We start from the raw sequence: 18,693 nt of genomic DNA, 5'->3' as shown, positions 1-18,693 counted from the left end.
TCCGGTCATTCAAGAGACGGGATGGGGAGCGCCCTGGTCCTTTTGAGCCTGCAAAAAGATCGAGAACAGCTCTGATTGCGACTTGATGCCCAGCTTTCGGTAGATGTGCTTCTTGTGAACTTTGACGGTTTCTACCGAGATATCCAGCTTGCGGGCGATCTCTTTGCTGGAGCAGCCGCTGAGCATCAAGCGGCCCACATCCAGTTCGCGGGCGGTCAGGTGCGTGCCCCATTCGTCGTTGAGTTCTGGCGGCTCGGGCGTACTCACTTGCTTGAGTTCGTAGGGCAGACGCTGGCGCAACAGGCTCAGCACCCAAGGCTGGATCAGCGACAGCAGGGCGATCTGTTCGCGGTCAAAGCGCTGGCGCGAGCCCAGTGACAGGCACAAGGTACGGCCGTCCGGCTGGTGGCTGTTGAACTGGATCTCATCGGCCACCACGTTCAGGCGAAAGTAGCGCTGGTAGTATTCGGTGAGTTCGAAATGCTCCGGCGCCACTTCGGCCAGGCGCAGCAGGCCGGTGCGCGAGTGTTCGCGGCTGGCAATATAGAACGGGTCAAGCAGGTACAGACCGTTGAGGTAGTCCTGAAACAACTGGTCCGGGCTGCCGTCCTGCCCCGGGCACTCGGCGAACACCAGCGGTTTGTGCTCACTGCTGAACAGCAGCACCACCCAACTGTCAAACGGCACATAGTGCTCCAGCAGACGTACGAGTTGAGTCCAAAAGTTGGTCTGGTCCAGAGCGTCTATCATTTGCCCAACTGAACGGTGCCAGGCGATGTCTTCAAGCGACATGGTCATCAATCTACCCCTATCGGGTTACCCCCGCCGCGTGATTCCCTGGCAGGTTGTGGCTAAGCATACTGCGCCAACGAGAACACTTACAAAAGAACGGGAATACCCATGAAGGTCGAATTTGCTCAATTGGCAGGCCGTGACAACGGCACCGCCTACAACCTTGAACGGGCCCTTGCGTCCATTGCAGCGTGCGCGGCTGACACACAGTTGATCGTGTTCCCGGAAACGCACCTGATGGGTTTCCCCTCTGCCGAAACAGTAGCAGCGGTTGCCGAATCGATCGACGGCCCGACTGTGCAGGCCATTATTCAGGCCGCCAAAGCGCGCAATATTGCCGTGGTCATCGGCATGGCCGAAAACGACGACGGCAAATTCTACAACACCACGCTGATGATCACCCCCGAAGGCGTGGCCTTGCGTTATCGCAAGACCCACCTGTGGGCTTCGGACCGTGGCGTATTCAACGCTGGCGACCGCTACAGCACCTGCGTGTGGAACGGCGTGCGCGTCGGCCTGCTGATCTGCTACGACATCGAGTTCCCGGAGAGCGCCCGTGCCCTGGCGCAACTGGGCACCGAACTGCTCATCGTCACCAACGGCAACATGGACCCGTACGGTCCGACGCACCGCACCTCAATCATGGCCCGCGCCCAGGAAAACCAGGCGTTCGCGCTGATGGTCAACCGGGTGGAAGAGGGCGATGGCGGGCTGCTGTTTGCGGGCGGCAGCGCCCTGGTGGACCCATTCGGCACGCTGCTGTTTGAAGCAGGGCGTGAAGAAGGCCAATTCCGCGTAGAGCTGGATCTGGCGCAATTGAAAGCGGCTCGCAAGGACTACCGCTACCTGGACGACCAGCGCTTGAAATTACCGGGTGAGGTAATCGAGCGCGCTGACGGGACACGGGAGCTGTTGATCCCTGCGTAATTGGGACGCGGAGCGTCCAAGGCGACATTCCTGCGCGGTGTGCGGGAATGCTCGACCATAAAAAAAATCAGCTTCACCGACTTTCAGTTCTGCCATAAAACCAATAATCGCGCGGAGATTCACCCATGGCTCGTTTGCAACGCACCCTGTCGCTAGGGTCGGTGGTGCTGTTTGGCATCGCCTATATGACACCGATCATCGTGCTCGGCACGTTCGGCATTCTGGCGCAATCCACCGGCGGCATGGTGCCGGCCGCGTACCTGGCCGCCCTGGTGGCGATGTTCTTCACCGCCATGAGTTACGGGCGTATGGCTTCGGCCTTCCCGGTGGCCGGTTCCGCTTACACCTATGTGCGCAAGGCCATCAGCCCCAAGCTTGGCTTTATCGCCGGTTGGGCGGTGCTGCTCGACTACCTGTTCTTGCCCATGGCCATCTGGCTGATCGGCGCTGCGTACCTGCACTCGGCGTTCCCTGCGGTGCCGCAGTGGATTTGGGTCTTGGTCTTTATTGGCATTACCAGCCTGATCAACATCGTCGGCCTTAAGTTGGCCAACGGCGTCAACGCCTTGCTGATGCTGGTGCAAGCGCTGGTGCTGATCGCGTTTGTGGCGCTGTGTGTGCATTACATCGGCGGTGACGCCAGCAAGCCGTTGTGGACCATCGAACCGTTCTTCAATGGCCAGATGCAAATGCCGTTGATCATGAGCGGTGCGGCCATCGCCTGCTATTCGTTCCTGGGCTTTGATGCGGTGAGTACCCTCACTGAAGAAACCCGCGACGCACGTCGCACCATTCCACGGGCAATCATGCTGATCACCTTGATCGGCGGGCTGATCTTTGTTGGTGTGTCGTACTTCGTGCAGATCGCTCACCCGTCGTTCCAGTTCGCGGACGTCGACTCGGCGGCCTACGAGATCGCCCGCAACATTGGTGGCGACCTGTTTGTGTCGATCTTCATGATTGGTTTGATCGTCGGCCAATTTGCTTCGGGCCTGTCGGCTCAGGCCAGTGGCTCGCGCCTGCTGTTTGCGATGGGCCGTGACGGTGTATTGCCCAAGTCGTTCTTCGGCACCCTGCACGCCAAATACGGCACGCCGGTGAACAGCATTCTGCTGTGCGCTGTGGTTGCCTTGCTGGCGCTGAAACTGGACGTGACCACCTCGACGTCGTTCATCAACTTCGGCGCGTTCCTGGCGTTCACCCTGGTGAACCTGTCGGTGATCTTCCACTACTGGATCGGCGGCAAAAACCGTGGCCTGCGTGAAGTTGTGCTGTTCCTGGTGTTCCCGACCATCGGCCTGCTGGCAGACCTGTGGCTGATGATCAGCCTTGACCATCTGGCTATCTACCTGGGCCTGACCTGGCTGGTGATTGGCTGTATCTACCTGGGCTTCCTGACCCGTGGCTTCACCAAACAACCGCCGGAAATGGATTTTCAGGAAGCGTCCTGATAAGCCTTGGGTCTAACCTTATTGCAATCGGTTCTCGTTTGGGTGCATTTGTTGTGTTACTGTATAACACATCAAAAACACCCAGACGCCCCGGAGGCTTTATGAGACCTGGTATCCATCCCGACTACCGCACCGTACTGTTTCACGACACCGCCGCTGACGTTTTCTTTCTGATTGGCTCCACGGTCGACACCGATCGCAGCCACGCCCACAGCGACGGCAACACCTACCCTTACGTGGCCCTTGACGTGTCCAGCGCTTCCCACCCGGTATACACCGGCCAGCAGCGCAAGACCCAGTCCGAAGGCCGGATCGCCGGGTTCAACAAACGCTTCGCCACCTTTGGCTCAGGCAAAAAAGCCGAAGCGTAATCAGGCCAGCTGATTTACCTCAGGGCCGCTTCAGATAATGAGGCGGCCCTTTTTTTATGGCTGCTATTTATGCGGGCCGTCTGTCGCTGGTCGACTTTTCGTACATCGGGTGTTGGGGGATTAAGAGTACAGTGATCATTAACGAATAACGTTAAGCGTTAAATTATGATAAAAAGCTTCAGATGCGCAGACACCAGAATCTTTTTTGAGACCGGCCGAACCCGACGGTGGGTCGCAATAGCTTCGGTGGTTGAGCGAAAACTGACCATGCTGGACGCTGCCCTTGAACTCGCCGATTTGCGCTCGCCACCTGGAAACAGGTTAGAGCCACTGTATGGGGATAGAGAAGGCCAATACAGTATTCGAATCAACGGTCAGTATCGGATCTGTTTTTTTTGGAGCCCCAACGGCGCGGAAAATGTCGAAATTGTGGACTACCACTGAGGTGAATCATGTTTAAAAACAGCATGCGGCCCATACATCCCGGAGAGATTCTCAAGGAGGAGTATCTGGATCCGCTTGGCCTGACAGCCGCTGCACTGGCGCGAGCCTTACGGGTTTCTGCACCGACAGTGAATGAAATTGTATTGATGCGTCGTGGCATTAGCGCGGATGTGGCGTTGCGCTTGGCTATCGCCTTGGACACGTCGGCGCAATTTTGGCTGAATCTGCAAACAGCTTACGACCTGCGCACCGCTGAAATTGCAAAAGGGGCGCAGATTGAAAGAGAGGTCGAGAAAGTAGTCCATTGCGCCTGACGAAAACAACACTGCAATCATTCAGTGAGCGGTCCAGTGTGTTGACTACAGCGCTCGACAATGCACTGGTTGTGGTCGACTTGAGACTCGTGTGATCCTTGCCGCCTTTGTGTTCAAGGCGTCTTTTTTATGTCCAAAACCATCCGTATTGCTGCTGCTTTGTTGATCGAGCCCAATGGCCAGACCCTGCTCGTACGCAAGCGCGGCACTCAGGCTTTCATGCAACCTGGCGGCAAGATTGATGCAGGCGAGAAGCCTGCCGAGGCCTTGGCTCGTGAGCTGCACGAGGAGCTTGGCCTGAACATTGAGCCCTCGGACGCCGTGTACCTGGGTAACTTTTCGGCGCCTGCGGTCAACGAGCCGGGATATACCGTGGAGGCCGATTTGTTCCAGGTCACCATCGACGAGCCGGTCAGCCCGGCCGCCGAGATTGAAGAGGTGCGCTGGATTGATCCGGCAACCGATGGCGACCTGATTCTGGCGCCCTTGACACGTGACTTGATCCTGCCGTTTTATCGCCAATCGCTGGCCTGATATCACACCCAAGGACTGCCCATGATTCCTGCTCATGACCTGCTGATTTTTGCTGCGGCCTGTTTGCTGATGGTGCTGACGCCAGGGCCGAACATGATTTACCTGATTTCACGTTCGATCTGTCAGGGGCGTAAAGCCGGGATCACTTCTCTGGTCGGGGTAGTGGCCGGTTTCTTCGTGCATATGTTTGCTGCGGCCGCGGGGCTGACAGCCGTTTTTCTGGCCGTGCCGATGGCTTATGAAGCGTTGAAGTGGGCAGGCGCGCTGTACCTGTTGTGGATGGCCTGGCAAGCTTTGAAACCTGGTGCGCGCTCGCCGTTCGAAGCGCGTGACCTGGCGCCGGACTCAACACCAAAGCTGATGCTGATGGGGTTTATGACCAGTGTGCTGAACCCCAAGGTGGCGATGTTTTACCTCTCGATATTCCCGCAATTCATCACCCCTGAGCATGGCTCGGTGTTTATCCAGAGCTTGGTGCTGGGCTTTACTCAAATCACGGTCAGCTTCAGCGTTAACCTGCTGATCGCTTTGTTTGCTTCTGGTATCGCCGTGTGGTTTGCGCGCAACCCCACGTGGCTGATCGCGCAACGTTTTGTGATGGGTTTTGTATTGGCGGGGCTGGCGATCAGGCTGCTGTTGGAACAACGTAAAACCGTTTGATTGGGACCCACCGTAATGGCTATTGAACTGCTTGATCCCTCCTACGCCAAGGCTTATCGCCAGTTGATGCTGGAGGCGTACTCGCTGCACCCTGAGGCCTTTGTGTCTGGTATTGCTGACCGTGAGAAATTGCCGCTGAGCTGGTGGGAAGGGCAATTGGATGACGAGTTAAGCGCCCTGTTTGGTGCTTTTATTGACGCGCAACTGGTGGGCATTGTCGGGTTGGCATTTGAGCCCTGGGAAGACGCGCAGCACAAGGCCACGTTGTTTGGCCTGTACGTACCCCACGCCTTTCGCGGCCAGGGAGTGGGCGAGCAACTGGTGCAGGCCGTGCTGTCGCTGGCCGAACAAGAACCTGATATCAAAGTGGTTGAATTGACCGTGAGTGCCAACAGCACGGCGGCGCTGGCACTGTATCGGCGTTGTGGGTTTGAGCAATCGGGGCTGGAAGACAGCGCGATTCGGGTTGGCGAAGACTATTACGACCGCGTGCATATGCGGCGTCTGACGACGCCGGAGGAATAACGGCAGGAGCGAGGGGGCCGCCGCGTCTTCGACGCCGCGCTGTCGCGCATCAAACAGGACAGCGAGTATCTTCAGCATCCCCCAATCGGTTCCCTCTCCTTCGGGAGAGGCGTGGTGAGGGGGCTCTTAGATCAAGATCAAAAGATCGCGAGGCAAGCTCGCTCCTACAGGCGGTGGCGGTGCTTTATTTCACCGCGCTCACGCCATCCAGCGTCGAGAACGACGTGTCTTTTGCGGTCAGCAAGAAGTCGCGCATGTAGGGCGCATCCAGCATGTCGGTGCGCACGGCGGCATACAGCGTGGCGAACAAGCCTTTCTCACCCAGGCGCTTGGCCTGCACATAGCCACGTGAGCTGTATTCATGCAGCGCCCAATGCGGCATCCCGCACACACCTCGGCCACTGGCCACCAGTTGCATCATCATCACCGTCAGTTCAGAAGTCCGCACGTGTGCCGGTTCAATATCCGCAGGCTCCAGGAAGCGGGTGAAGATGTCGAGGCGGTCACGCTCCACCGGGTAGGTGATGAGGATTTCTGTGCTCAGGTCTTCAGGCACGATAAACGGTTTGCTGGCCAGCGGATGTTGGTTGGCCACCGCCAGCATGGCTTCGTAGGTAAACAGCGGCACGTAAGTCAGCCCGGCGATTTCTTGCGGGTCTGACGTCACCACCAGGTCCAGATCACCCCGTGCCAACGCTGGCAGAGGCGCGAAAGCAAAGCCCGACGCCAGGTCGAGTTCAACTTCAGGCCAGGCATCGCGGAACTGGTCGATGGTGGGCATCAGCCACTGGAAGCAACTGTGGCATTCAATCGCCATGTGCAAGCGCCCGGCGGTGCCGCCCACCAGCCGCGTGATATCGCGTTCAGCCGCACGCAGCAATGGCAGCATGGCGTCAGCCAGTTGCAGCAGGCGCAACCCGCCGCTGGTGAAACGCACGGGTTTGGTCTTGCGCACAAAGAGCGGCATGCCCATGCGCTCTTCCAATTCTTTGAATTGATGAGACAGCGCAGATTGAGTCAGGTGCAAGCGCTCGGCCGCTTCAACCAGGCTGTCGGACTCGCGTAAAGCGTGCAGGGTTTTGAGGTGACGAATTTCCAGCACGGTGACTCCATGAGTAAACTTGATGATCAACACGAAAGCGTTGAGTTTGTCTCATGTTGCCGTGGGTGTCGATAAGACGCATCACTGACGGGGTGGAGCGGTACGCCGATCGGGTCCCCCGCTAGCGCCTGTACATCGTCCCCATGGTTTCTGATAAGTGGTAGGCCGGACTGTCATTTCTTACAGTAGGCAAGCCCCTTTGTGCATTGCTTAATCACTCTCAGCAGAGCCTGCCTCCGATTTATGTGCTGCCACCTCTACAAATAGCAGAGGTAAAGCCTACGGGGGTTAATTAAGCCGCCAATTGGGAATGTTAGTGATGGTTGGGAAAAAGTCGTCCGAAAAGCCCACTACAAAAAAAGACACAGACAAAAAGTCAGCTAACAAAGGAAAGAAGGCCACAAGCACGCCGCAAAAGTCTAAAAAAATCAAGACAAACGACACTGTCCAAGCGGCGCCCATTCCGGAACGCAGTGCTGTGGCTCGTGACGCGTTGCAAGCGTTCAACCAACAGCTCACCCGGCTAGGTTTTACCTCCGTGTTTGAGGTGGTTCGTCGTGGTCGTACCCAGGTTGTTGCTCACTTGCTGCAACAGCCCGCGCTGGGGTTGCAACATCACCAAGCAGTAGATTTTTATGAGCAAGCGCAAAGCCGGGCGGCCTCTCTGACGCGGCTCTATGCTCAATTGTGCGCGCGGAGCGAGCCTGCCATGCGAGGCTTGAGCAAGTTGGGTGTGCATTACAACCGTACCTTGATGCAGCGTTCACTCGGTGGTGGCGGCAACTATGAAGATTGGTTCGAGCCGGCCAGTGGCACTGAGTTTGCTCACCCTGACTCGGTAGGTTCGTTGTTTTCCCCGGCCAGTTATCTGACTGATCTGTATCGTGCCGCCAAGCCGCTGCACCCTGTTGCGCATGGCCTGCAGTTAGATAATCGGCGCCCTGATCTGGGCTCGCTGACCCTGAACGACGCCAATTTGCATGAAGAAATCTCGACGCTGGCTCTGACCCTGGAAGTGCTCGATGCCGGTGTAGAAGGTGATGCTGACGAATTACTGCGTACGACGGTTTATCCGATGAATCTGCCTTATAACCATGCCAGCGAAAGAATTTTTCAGGGGCTGGCAGCCCGTAAAAATAGCCCCGTGGATATTTGGTCGGTATTGGGGGATTTCGAGGGCGCGGCGTTAAACCGGGATCTTGAACTGTTGAGCTGGGCAACGAGAATGCCTGTTGCTTATGCGCGTGATGCGTTGGGAATGTCCCCGGAGTTAGTCAACATACTGACTGAACAGCGCAATACATCTGACGCAAGTGTGGCCAGATACTTTGGTCGCCCTAGTATTACTAGCATGCGTTTCGCATCGGATTTTCAAAAGGCCCTTAAACTGCCTGAAGACACTATTTTAGAGGGATTAGGGGCGGGGCCTTATTATGAGGATGAGACCACGCTGCTCTTGGAAAGTGACCCTGAACAACGACGTGAACCGATTACGATCATGGTGAGTAAGCAGGTCATTATTGTCCCACCTCAAACCTACGGTGCACGCTATATCAATGGCTGGGACGACGGTGATCCGGCCGCAGCCAAACCCTTCTATTGGTACGTCGGCGCAGCGCTCGGTCAGGAAGTGCCTGCGCCAATAAACAGCCCCTCAAACAGTGGTTTGTACAACCGTAATGGCCGTGCTTTCGAACGTCTCAATCGCCTGGTTCGGCTGCAGCGACATCTGAAGGTATTGTCGTTCGCAGAACTGGACTGGCTGATCAGTCAGGCCAACGAAGATATAACGGCTCACCCATTGACGCAGACGCTGCAGGCACTCGCAGTCTATATGCCACTGCGCAAGCGGTATGGCATGACGGTGAATGGTTTTGCCGCCTGCCTGGGTGTGATCAACACCTTCCATGCCACGGGCACGTTATCGTTTTATCGTTCCCTGTTTGGTCAGGCTGACTTGATCGGGAAAATCAATATTTCCTTCAGTGGTACGTCTGAAACGCCAGACGCCACCTCTATGAAGGTGCGCGCAGCGCTGTGCCAAGGCCTGCAGATTGATGACGGTGCGCTTGTTTTGCTGGCGGGTTACTTGCCAGGTATTACCGGGGCGGTATTACCAGTGCTGCAGTTAGAGCACATCTCAGCGCTGTATCGGCTGGTTGCGATTCCACGATTATTTGGTCTGAGTGTGCTCGAGGCTTTGTATCTTTGGGACTTAATGGGCAGCCCCAATGCTATTGCTAAAGCGCTGGCTCAACCAAGGCCTGGCGCCGTTGCTCTCGGTGTCTTGATCCGCACGGGTTATCTGGTCGACTGGATGAGTGCCGAGCAATTGGAGCCCGCGTCATTGGTCGCGATGACAAGTAATCGCTATCCGGTGCAGCTCACTCATGAACTGAAATCCTTTATCGATAATATTTACAGCACGCTGACTGGTCGTGAAGTGGTCACGCCTGAGCGACGGTTTACAGAGGACGCGTCAATAAAGGCTCAACTGGCGCGCCATTTCGCAGCAGAGTTTGGCTTGAAGCCCAATGTCACAGCGACCCTGCTGATGTGGGTCGACGCCGTCGCCGGGATGATGAACCCAAATTTGTTGGAATATGACCTATTAAATTTTTGGGCTGATATCCAGGCATTTTGCCAAGACAGTAAATTCAGTACTGACAAAATAGTTCAGTACGCCTGTTTGGCGAGGCAGTTCGCCCAAGTCTGCTATTGGGCTCAGTTGGGCGAGCAGGACTTGGCGCTGCTGATGCCCAGCGTTGAGCCGGTCAGGCCTTCGGTGCTGACAGGCCAAGACACGATGCCCACATTAACGCTGAGTTTTCTGCTGCTGTTGTCGCGCTATCGTCGCTGGCAACTGCAATTGATTCGTCCGGTGGCCGAAGCGCGTGAATTCCTGAAGCGCGCGGCCGAGGGTGACCCGGATTTAACGGTCGACGGCGCCGCGCAATTGCTCAGCGACCTGCACGGTTGGCAACTGGCACAAACCAGGGCGCTGATGGGCGAACACATTCCGTGCAGTTTTACAGCGTTATTGCCCTTGCTGCGTCGTATGCAATTGAGCACAAAACTCAATGTATCCCCCACCAATCTTTCCCTGATTGAGACATTGACTGGCTCAGGCACATTACAGCCAACCCTTGAACACATTGCCGACTTGATCATCGCAGCAGCGCATGGTTAGCACGGGAGAAACAGCATGAACGAGACTTTGTTAGCTGGCCTGAACGAATCCCGGCGCGATGCTTTGGTGGCGTATTACATCCAGCGTGTGATTCCTGATCGTGGTCTTGGTGAGTTGGCTGAAAAAATTGTCAGCGCAGATGATCTTTATGAGTACCTGCTGCTGGATACGCAAGTGTCCGGTCTTATCAAGACCAGTCGTATTGCCGAAGCGGTGGCCAGTGTCCAGTTGTATTTACACCGTTGCCAGGAACAGTTGGAGCCTGATACTGACGCGCAGGCCATGCAAGAGGCTTCACGCCACAACGGCTATTTCAGCCGTTGGAACGCCTGTAACAAACGCTACGCCAACTGGGCCGGATTACAGCGGTTATTACATTACCCCGCCAGCTATATTGACCCTGAATTGCGCTACAACAAAACCCAGTTGTTTGTGGAGCTGGAGTCAGCGATCAATCAGGGCCGTGTTACCGAAGAACGCGTTGAACAGGCGTTTACGCAATACGTGAGCGGCCTGCGCAATGTGCTGGATATTCGTTATGACAGTGGGTATCAGGTCGAACCGGCTGGAAAGCAGGGGGCCGCGTATTTTTGCGGCAGCATTCCCGGTACGACCGGGGAGTATTACTGGCGACGTGTGGATGCAACCGATTACGGTGAAGACTCTAGAGTGCGCAATGCCGGAGCATGGACAGAATGGCTGAAGATTGATGCGCCATTACAACCATTGCCGGACACTGTACCGTCGATTGTATATTTTGATAGTCGCCTGCATGTGCTGTGTGTGCATGAATATGCGAGCAGGAGCGAACTTACCGATACAGGCGACGCTCTTGAAACTCAACTAATAAATATTCGGGAGCTGCAAGTCGCGACCTTGCTTCCCAGCGGGCAATGGAAGTTGCGTAACTACCCACTCACCAATAACGCCCTCGGCGTTTTTGCGGTTGAATTGCGTGATGTCAGGCCAGGTGTGGCGCCGTCGTTGGGTGTTTTTTTTGATGTTCCCAAGGGGCTTGATGTTGCTCGCTACAATAAAACGTTACAACCGGTTGAGTCGTTAGGTGTAATGGATAACTTGGGGTTTATACATGAGCTTATACAAGAACCCTATAGCCATATCTTCCCGGTGCGGCAGCCAATTAGTTATACGGCCGCCACGGAGGCAGCCGAATATAAAGTGGAGAGTGATTTTTATCGTGATTATTTTCATAATAATTCAGGGGTCGGGTTTAAGGTTTCTGATTTACTATTTTCCAAGTCTTCAGATGGTAAGTTGTCAATTGACATTAACTTGGTGGTGTATTATCCGTATAACGTTAAATTTGCTGTTGAGATTTTTTATTCTGGTAGTAGCGTTTTCAATTCTGTGTTTTTTGATGGTAACAGTCATAACGCAACGGTTACGGTTCTCACTAATGTTGTGTTTGATGATTTTGCGATAGACAGGTTGTTTCGCGTAAAGCTGATTCTCAATACCAACGCGTACGATGTTGAGTTGTCACGAGTGAATGATAGTGCCCCGGCAACGTTTAAAAACATCGTCCCCAATGAGAACCTGTGGATCTCAACTTCCCGCCTGAACACAGGCCGTACTCAAATGTTGTACACCATGCCCGGTCAACATAAGGAGTTCACCTTAACAACACTCGCCGGTCCGTTAATGGAACAAAAAATGCTCGATGGCGTGGACGCGCTGTTGTCATGGGACTTGCAGCAGCTTTTGATCGATCCAGAGGATTACGCTGGCAACACGATTACCCGCCCACTCACTTTTATTGGGGGCGTAGGGCTCTACACATGGGAAGTGTTCTTTCATGCCCCACTGCTGATTGCCAACCGACTGTTGTCTGAACAGCGTTTCGATGAGGCCGAGCGTTGGTTTAAGCGCATCTTCGATCCGGCAGGTTATCGCGATGCCGATGGCAACTTGCAGATGAATGGTACGCAGCCGCGCTACTGGAATGTGCGCCCGTTGCAGGAAGACACCGCCTGGAACCCTTCGTCCCCAGCTGACACCGATGACCCTGATGTCATTGCTGCCGCTGACCCTATGCACTACAAGTTGGCCGTTTACCTGCGCACATTGGAACTGCTGTCCGCACGCGGCGACCACTTGTATCGCCAGCAAACCCGCGACAGCCTCAGTGAGGCCCGCATGTGGTACGTGCAAGCCCTGCAAATGCTCGGCCCGCGCCCGACGCTGCCGTTAGCTCTGGCGTGGGACGCACCGACACTGAACGAGGCCAGCAGTGCTGACAATCTTCGATTACTGCAGTTGGAACAAATGGTCGAGCAGCAATTACCGCATCTGGCCCCTGCATCCGTGCCGCAGATTACAGTGGTCAACGGGCCGTTTCGGGCCCCGGTTGATGCAGCCGTGCTGGCTTACTGGGATCGTTTTGAAGGGCGGCTTTACAACCTGCGCCATAACCTGTCCATCGACGGGCATCCGCTGTCACTGAAACTATTCGAGTTACCCACTGATCCGCGCGCGCTGCAAATGGCACGGCTGGCGGGTGACGGTGCAGGAGGCCAGGAGGCGCAAGTTACACCACTGCTGTGGCCGCAACGCTTTCCAGTGATAGTGGAGCGTGCTCGTGCTGGCGTACAACAGGTCATCCAGTTCGGTGCCAACCTGCAAAGTGTCCTCGAGCGCCGCGACGCCGATGCGTTAAGTGTTATGCAGCAAACTCAGCAGGGCGGGCTTCTGGCCATTTTGCGTGAAGTACATCGTGCCAATCTGGCCTCGCTCGACCAGACCCTGGAGGGGATGAAGAAAAGCCAGGCCAGCCATTTGGCCCGTCAGCAGCATTACGAGGCGCTGTACCAGGAAAATATCTCCTCGCGAGAGCAGCAGTCCATGGACTTGCGCAGCGACGCAGGCTATATCGACAGCGCTGCAGGAGTATTGCGGCTAGTGGGTGGAGGATTGAATACGCTCCCAACAATGGCCATGGCGGGGGGGGGTATTGGTTTTGCTATGGGCGGGGCGGGATGGGGCAAGTTAGGCAGCGTCGTTGATGCTTCCAGCGACGCGCTTAGAATTACGGCCAACATAATGGAAGGCATCGCCGGGAAAATAGATATATCCGAGCAATACCGCCGCAGGCGTCAAGACTGGGATTTGCAGCGTGATCAGGCGCGGCGTGAAGTGGAACAACTCACGGACCAGATCGCGGCCTTGAACCAACAAAAAAACATGACCCTTAAACAGCAACAGCAGACTGAACTGGAACAGGCCTACAGTGCTGCGGTACTGGAAGTAATGACCACCCGCTTCACCGGTCAAGCTCTGTTTAATTGGCAGGCTGCGCGGTTGGCCACGCTTTACTACCAGCTTTACGACTCGGTATCTGCACTGTGTACTCAGGCGCAAGCCAGCCTGCGCTGGGAAACGAGTGATTTACGCAACTATCTGCGCCCAGGTAACTGGAACGATCTGTATCAGGGGTTGCTGGCCGGGGAGAGTCTTCTTCTGAGTTTGCAACAGATGGAGAACACATACCTGCAGTGGGATCGTCGGGCATTGGAGGTGCGCAAAACGGTCTCGTTGCTGTCGCTGTCCCCGAGTCTGCTTACAGACATTCAAACAGCATTGACGCAAAAGGCCTCTACGCTCGCACGCCGTCATGAAGAACCGTCCAAGGTAACTGTGACGTTGAAAGAAGAGGGGCTGATCCTCACCTTTGATCTCAAAGACATGAATATCGCGAACGATTATCCGGACAGGCTGGGGGCGAGGCGTTTGCTCAAGGCGTTGAGTGTCTCGCTACCCGCACTTCTGGGGCCGTATCAAGACGTGCAAGCTTTATTGAGTTACTCGGGCAATGAACCGATAGCGGACGGTTGCACGGCGATGGCGATTTCCCATGGTCTGAATGACAACGGCCTGTTCCAGTTGGATTTCAACGATGGGAAGTATTTGCCGTTTGAAGGCATACCGGTGAAAGACGCGGCGTTTTCTCTGATGTTTCCGAACGCTGCTGAGCAGGCCAATACCCCCAACCAGCAGGCCATGTTAATGAGCTTGAATGACATTATTTTGCATATCAATTACACCATTCGCTAAACGTGCCCCGAGAGGCCAGGTGAGTATCACCTGGCAATCTTGTCGACATGTATATCGAGTTTTTTCAGGCGATACCAAAAGCTGCGCTCTGAAATCCCGATCAATTGTGCGGCCGCCGCCTGAACGCCTTGGGCCTGTTGCAAGGCGGCCAGGATGTAGGCCTTTTCAACCTCGGCCAGGGCGGCTTCCAGATCAGGTGGGACGCAGACTTCAGGGGTCAGCAAACTGCTGCTCTGAAGCGGCTGGGCACTGAACAGGTAAGGCGGTAAATCGCTGTCTTCGATGGTGCTGCTCTGGGCCACGATGGTGGCGCGTTCCACGCAGTTTTGCAGTTCGCGAATGTTCCCCGGCCAGTTGTATTGCGTCATTGCTTGCAAGGCGCTCGGGCTAAAACCGCTGATCCGTTTGCCTGCGGTAGCACCCAGGTTGTGGGCAAAGTGCCGCGCCAGCGGGCCGATGTCTTCAACGCGCTCGCGCAAGGCGGGCAGCGGGATCGGGAAGACGTTCAGGCGGTAGTACAAGTCTTCGCGAAACTCTTTGTTGGCCACGGCTTCCAGCAGGTTTTTGTTGGTCGCGGCAATCACCCGCACGTCCACTTTACGTTCCCGCGGGTCGCCTACGGGTTCAATCACCCGTTCTTGCAACGCGCGCAAAATCTTGGCTTGCAAGGCCAACGGCATGTCGCCTACTTCGTCGAGAAACAACGTGCCTTTGTCGGCCTGCATAAAGCGCCCGACGCGATCGGCCACCGCGCCCGTAAAAGCGCCTTTGCGATGGCCAAACATTTCGCTTTCCAGTAGCCCTTCAGGAATGGCCGCACAGTTGACCGCGACAAAGGGTTTGTCTGCCCGGCTGCCATGCCGGTGGATGGCGCGGGCGACCATTTCTTTGCCGGTGCCGCTTTCGCCGGTCAGCAAGATGGTGGCGCTGCTGTCGCGTACCGAGTCGATGGCCTGCAGGACACGACGAAAACTCGGGCTTTCACCCACCAGGCTATCAATGTGCTGGTGTTCGTCGAGTTCGGCGCGCATGCGCGCGTTGTCGCGCACGATGTCGCGAAACTGCAGGGCTTTGCTGACGGTGATGTCGAGCTCGTCGATGTCGAAGGGTTTGGCGATGTAGTCGTAGGCACCGTTACGCATCGACTGTACGGCGTTTTTCACCGTGCTGTAGGCGGTCATCACGATCACCGGCAATTGCGGGTAACGCACTTTGACCTCGGCCAGTAACTGCGGGCCGTCCATGCCGGGCATGCGCCAGTCGCTGATCACCAGGTCAATGTCTTCCTGCTCAAGAATGGCCAGGGCTTGCAGGCCGTTGCCAGCGGTGAACACGTGAACATCGTTCTGGGTCAGCGCCGAGCTGAGCAGGTCACAGAGTTTTGGCTCATCGTCGACTACCAGTACGTTATGGCTCATGACTCATCCCCTCCGTGGGCCGGAATATACAAGTTGAAGGTGGTGCCAGCGTCTTTTTCGCTGAGGCATTCAACACGCCCGTCATGGTTTTCCAGGATCGAAAACACTTTGGGCAAGCCCAAGCCGGTGCCCGAAGCTTTGGTGGTAACAAATGGGGTGAAAATGCGTTCGATCATGTCGGCTTCAATACCTTGGCCCGTATCGATAATGCTCAAGACGGTATCGCCGTTGTCGTCCTGCGCAATGCGCAAGGTCAGGTAGCCACCGTCAGGCATGGCGTCGATGGCATTGATGATCAAATTCAGACACGCCTGCTTCAACTGCCGGGCGTCGGCATACAGGGTCGCACCGGGGGCCTGATCGTCGATCTGGGCCTCGATGCTGTGGCTCTTCAGCTCGGGTTCGCAAAAGCCCAGGATGTCTTCGACCAATGGCCGCGCCAGTTGCTGCGAGCGCACAGGGGCGCTGGGTTTGGCGAAGTCGAGGAACTCGGTGATCAGTTCGTTGATGCGCGTGACTTCACTGACCACGTATTCCAGGTGGCGTTTGTCCGTCTCGCCCAGGTCGGCCCGGCGGTGCAGCAACTGGGTGGCGGTTTTAATGATGCCCAGCGGATTGCGGATTTCGTGTGCCAGGCCCATGGCCACTTCGCCCAGGGCATGCAGACGGTCACGCCGACGCAGTTGGCCTTCGAGGTGTTGTAACTCGCCCAGGCGCGCAGTCATGTGGTTGAAGGTGCTGCTCAACTCGGCCAGTTCATCGTGCCCTGACACTGCGACGCGCTGGTTGTAATCCCCCGCCGTCACTGCGCGTACGCCTTCGGACAAGGCGCGCAGTGGCCGTGTCAGGCGCTCTGACACCAGCCAGCCGACGGTCAGTGACAGCAAAGAACCGAGCAGAAAAATCAGCGCAAACAGGTTGGTCTGATTGACCAGCCCGACGAGGCTGGAATGGCGCAGCAGGCCGCTGTAGATCACCCCTTGCAACTCGCCGTTGTCGTTAAGGATGGGCCAGTACAGACCGCTGTAGCGGCTGGTGAATTGCTCGCTGGGCAGCTTGGTCTCGCGCAGGGTTTTCTCGATGCTGTGGGAGAGCGTGGGCTTGTGTTCATCAAAGTGCTGGCTGGAGAAAATCTCGGCAAAGCCATTGGCATTGGACAGGTACAGGCGCAGGTCGAGGGAATGCACATCGGCCACGCTGGTCAGGAAGCTGCTGTCCATGAAGGTCGCCACCAGCAGTTGGAAGTCCTCGCCGTCTTGAGCGGTAGGAAACGTCGACACCACGGTGCCGGTCGGCACGCCGCCGACATTGATGGTCTGCAAGACGGCGTTGGGGGCCAGGCTGATCTGGTCGACGATGTTGTCGCTGGCGGTGCTGAACACCACTTTATGGTCGCTGGTGCGAATCAGTGCCACCACATCAATGCCCATCGCGTCGGCAATGTCGGCGGTGAGTTTGTCGTGGCGAATGGCTTTGTTGGAAGACGGCGGGTGGGTGTATTGCTGGAACAACTTGGCGACGCGGGCGTTGTCCTGAAGGATCTCGCTGATTTCGTCTTTGACGATTTTGGTCGATTCCTGCAGCCAGACCCGCACGTTACTGTCGAAAATCTGCGACAGGGTGGTGGCGGCCAATTCTGCGGCGATCATGGTCGGCACAACGCTGACCAGCCAAAAAGCCAGTACCAATTTGCGCTGCACCGTCCAGCGCGACACTTTGAATGGCTGGGGTTTGCGCGAAGATTCAGGCGTGATGGGCATTATGTCTCGCTTATCGCGGCAGCCAGAGCAGGGTCGTGGCGGTCAGGGCGGATGAACAGTTTGACCAGTTTGAGCACGCCATTGATCAAGCGGTTGCGATGGCGAAAGAACAGCGTGTTGTTCTGAAATGTGCAACCCAGGCGAATCTTGCTGGCATAGCCTGCCTGACCACATTCGTATAAGGCAATGTTGTTGCGAATACAGTAGTCGACATTCACCACCCAACTCCTGAAATACAAGTTGTACTCGCGGCTAAGCGTGAGGTCATGACCAAAAAACTTGTCGATCAACCGATGCTCGTCAATCAGCACCAGGTTGAAGGCGACCAGATGTTCGTCGACCCAATACAGCACGCACAGCGCCCGGTCACCCAGTTGCTCGAGAATACCGGTGAAATAGGCAGGCGGTAAGCGTTCAAATTGCAAATCACTGCGTTCGAGGGTGGCTTCGTACAGGCGCATGACCTCGGGCAATACGTCGTCGATATTGTTGCGCCATTCCACTCGTGGTTCTGGCGCCCGCAGCTTGCGGCGCATGTCTTTGCGCGTCGATTTACCCAGAGAGCCGAGGTAGCTGTCGACCGAGCCATAGGGCACCGGGAGCATGGCGCTGGGGAGGCTGGGCATGGATTGAAAACCCGCGGCCTTGCAGCTGTGCGCCCAGTCATTATCGTGGCTGGGCACGTCTTTGACGGCAATCAGGCCGATGCCCAGTTGGGCGGCGTCGCTGTGGGCCAGCTTAAGGAGTCGGGCGAGCAGGGCGGGGCGTTCTGAGGCGGCAATGTGGCTGGCCGTGCCCGCGCTGCATTGTTCTGTCACCGGCGAACCGATGGCGTACAGGTGTAAGTGCATCAACCCGGGCATCACGCGATTCAATTGCTCGGTAAAGCGTTTACCGATGCCTTGAACCGTGGTGTCAAGCCGATAGCTGGTGGTGAATGCGGTGGCCGCTGCAATCAAGGTCGAGCCTTCGAACAGCGTCAGGTAACGCCATTCGAAGCCCTCGATGCCGGCTTTTTCGACCGCCATGATGTAGTCCCAATCCTCCAGAGCACCTGGAAAACAGTCATTCCAGGCCTCGCGCTCGATGGCCTGGAGTGATGAAAAGGCGTGGGCAGTAATCATGAGGCGTCCT

General features: G+C 56.2%; 15 protein-coding genes. 10 read left to right on the top strand and 5 right to left on the bottom strand.

From position 1 onward, the window contains the following. Positions 1-9: 9 nt before the first annotated feature. On the bottom strand, positions 10-798 hold the full coding sequence (locus GHO25_RS03575) for a LuxR C-terminal-related transcriptional regulator (RefSeq protein WP_048385972.1): 789 nt from the start codon (positions 796-798) through the stop codon (positions 10-12). 102 nt (positions 799-900) lie between these two features. Between GHO25_RS03575 and GHO25_RS03570 the strand changes: the two genes are divergently transcribed. The 8 genes from GHO25_RS03570 (at position 901) to GHO25_RS03535 (ending at position 6,018) form a co-directional block, all read left to right on the top strand. Further along, positions 901-1,719 carry a carbon-nitrogen hydrolase family protein gene (locus tag GHO25_RS03570; protein WP_048367006.1) on the top strand — a complete coding sequence of 273 codons (819 nt, stop codon included), beginning with the start codon at positions 901-903 and terminating at the stop codon, positions 1,717-1,719. Positions 1,720-1,844: 125 nt separating this feature from the next. Further along, positions 1,845-3,170, top strand: coding sequence for an APC family permease (locus tag GHO25_RS03565; RefSeq protein WP_153389901.1), 1,326 nt, complete (start codon positions 1,845-1,847; stop codon positions 3,168-3,170). Between the two features lie 101 nt (positions 3,171-3,271). After that, a complete protein-coding gene (locus GHO25_RS03560) occupies positions 3,272-3,541 on the top strand; it encodes a type B 50S ribosomal protein L31 (RefSeq protein WP_153389900.1) in 270 nt (89 codons plus the stop codon). A 165-nt stretch (positions 3,542-3,706) separates the two neighbouring features. Next, entirely contained in the window at positions 3,707-3,985 is a 279-nt protein-coding gene (locus tag GHO25_RS03555; RefSeq protein WP_153327241.1) for a type II toxin-antitoxin system RelE/ParE family toxin, read from the top strand. Between the two features lie 8 nt (positions 3,986-3,993). Beyond that, the gene (locus GHO25_RS03550; RefSeq protein ID WP_153389899.1) at positions 3,994-4,299 is read left to right on the top strand and encodes a HigA family addiction module antitoxin; all 306 of its coding nucleotides are present in this window, start codon (positions 3,994-3,996) and stop codon (positions 4,297-4,299) included. Between the two features lie 129 nt (positions 4,300-4,428). Further along, the gene (locus tag GHO25_RS03545; protein WP_153389898.1) at positions 4,429-4,833 is read left to right on the top strand and encodes an NUDIX domain-containing protein; all 405 of its coding nucleotides are present in this window, start codon (positions 4,429-4,431) and stop codon (positions 4,831-4,833) included. Between the two features lie 21 nt (positions 4,834-4,854). Beyond that, positions 4,855-5,493, top strand: coding sequence for a LysE family translocator (locus GHO25_RS03540; protein ID WP_048367000.1), 639 nt, complete (start codon positions 4,855-4,857; stop codon positions 5,491-5,493). A gap of 15 nt (positions 5,494-5,508) precedes the next feature. Then, positions 5,509-6,018: a GNAT family N-acetyltransferase gene (locus GHO25_RS03535; protein ID WP_153327234.1), complete on the top strand. Its 510-nt coding sequence runs from the start codon at positions 5,509-5,511 to the stop codon at positions 6,016-6,018. Positions 6,019-6,202: 184 nt separating this feature from the next. Here GHO25_RS03535 and metR read toward each other — a convergent pair whose 3' ends face one another. After that, positions 6,203-7,120: a transcriptional regulator MetR gene (gene metR / locus GHO25_RS03530; RefSeq protein ID WP_048385979.1), complete on the bottom strand. Its 918-nt coding sequence runs from the start codon at positions 7,118-7,120 to the stop codon at positions 6,203-6,205. Positions 7,121-7,439: 319 nt separating this feature from the next. Here metR and GHO25_RS03525 point away from each other — a divergent pair, with 319 nt between their 5' ends. Then, entirely contained in the window at positions 7,440-10,310 is a 2,871-nt protein-coding gene (locus tag GHO25_RS03525; protein WP_048366994.1) for a Tc toxin subunit A, read from the top strand. Between the two features lie 15 nt (positions 10,311-10,325). Then, positions 10,326-14,381, top strand: a complete 4,056-nt coding sequence (locus GHO25_RS03520) for a neuraminidase-like domain-containing protein (RefSeq protein WP_153389897.1) — start codon at positions 10,326-10,328, stop codon at positions 14,379-14,381. A gap of 26 nt (positions 14,382-14,407) precedes the next feature. Here GHO25_RS03520 and GHO25_RS03515 read toward each other — a convergent pair whose 3' ends face one another. The 3 genes from GHO25_RS03515 to GHO25_RS03505 are packed head-to-tail and all read right to left on the bottom strand — an operon-like array spanning position 14,408 to position 18,683. Beyond that, the gene (locus GHO25_RS03515; protein ID WP_153327225.1) at positions 14,408-15,799 is read right to left on the bottom strand and encodes a sigma-54 dependent transcriptional regulator; all 1,392 of its coding nucleotides are present in this window, start codon (positions 15,797-15,799) and stop codon (positions 14,408-14,410) included. After that, positions 15,796-17,559, bottom strand: coding sequence for a HAMP domain-containing sensor histidine kinase (locus GHO25_RS03510; RefSeq protein WP_153337852.1), 1,764 nt, complete (start codon positions 17,557-17,559; stop codon positions 15,796-15,798). Before GHO25_RS03510 ends, GHO25_RS03515 begins: the two co-directional genes overlap by 4 nt. Beyond that, on the bottom strand, positions 17,559-18,683 hold the full coding sequence (locus GHO25_RS03505; RefSeq protein WP_048366991.1) for a GNAT family N-acetyltransferase: 1,125 nt from the start codon (positions 18,681-18,683) through the stop codon (positions 17,559-17,561). Before GHO25_RS03505 ends, GHO25_RS03510 begins: the two co-directional genes overlap by 1 nt. Between the last annotated feature and the right edge of the window lie 10 nt (positions 18,684-18,693).

This window comes from Pseudomonas sp. FSL R10-1350 (assembly GCF_009600525.1).
Classification (GTDB): Bacteria; Pseudomonadota; Gammaproteobacteria; order Pseudomonadales; family Pseudomonadaceae; genus Aquipseudomonas; species Aquipseudomonas helleri.
The sequence above is the reverse complement of the archived record's forward strand: the minus strand, read 5'-3'. Positions and strand labels throughout refer to the sequence as shown.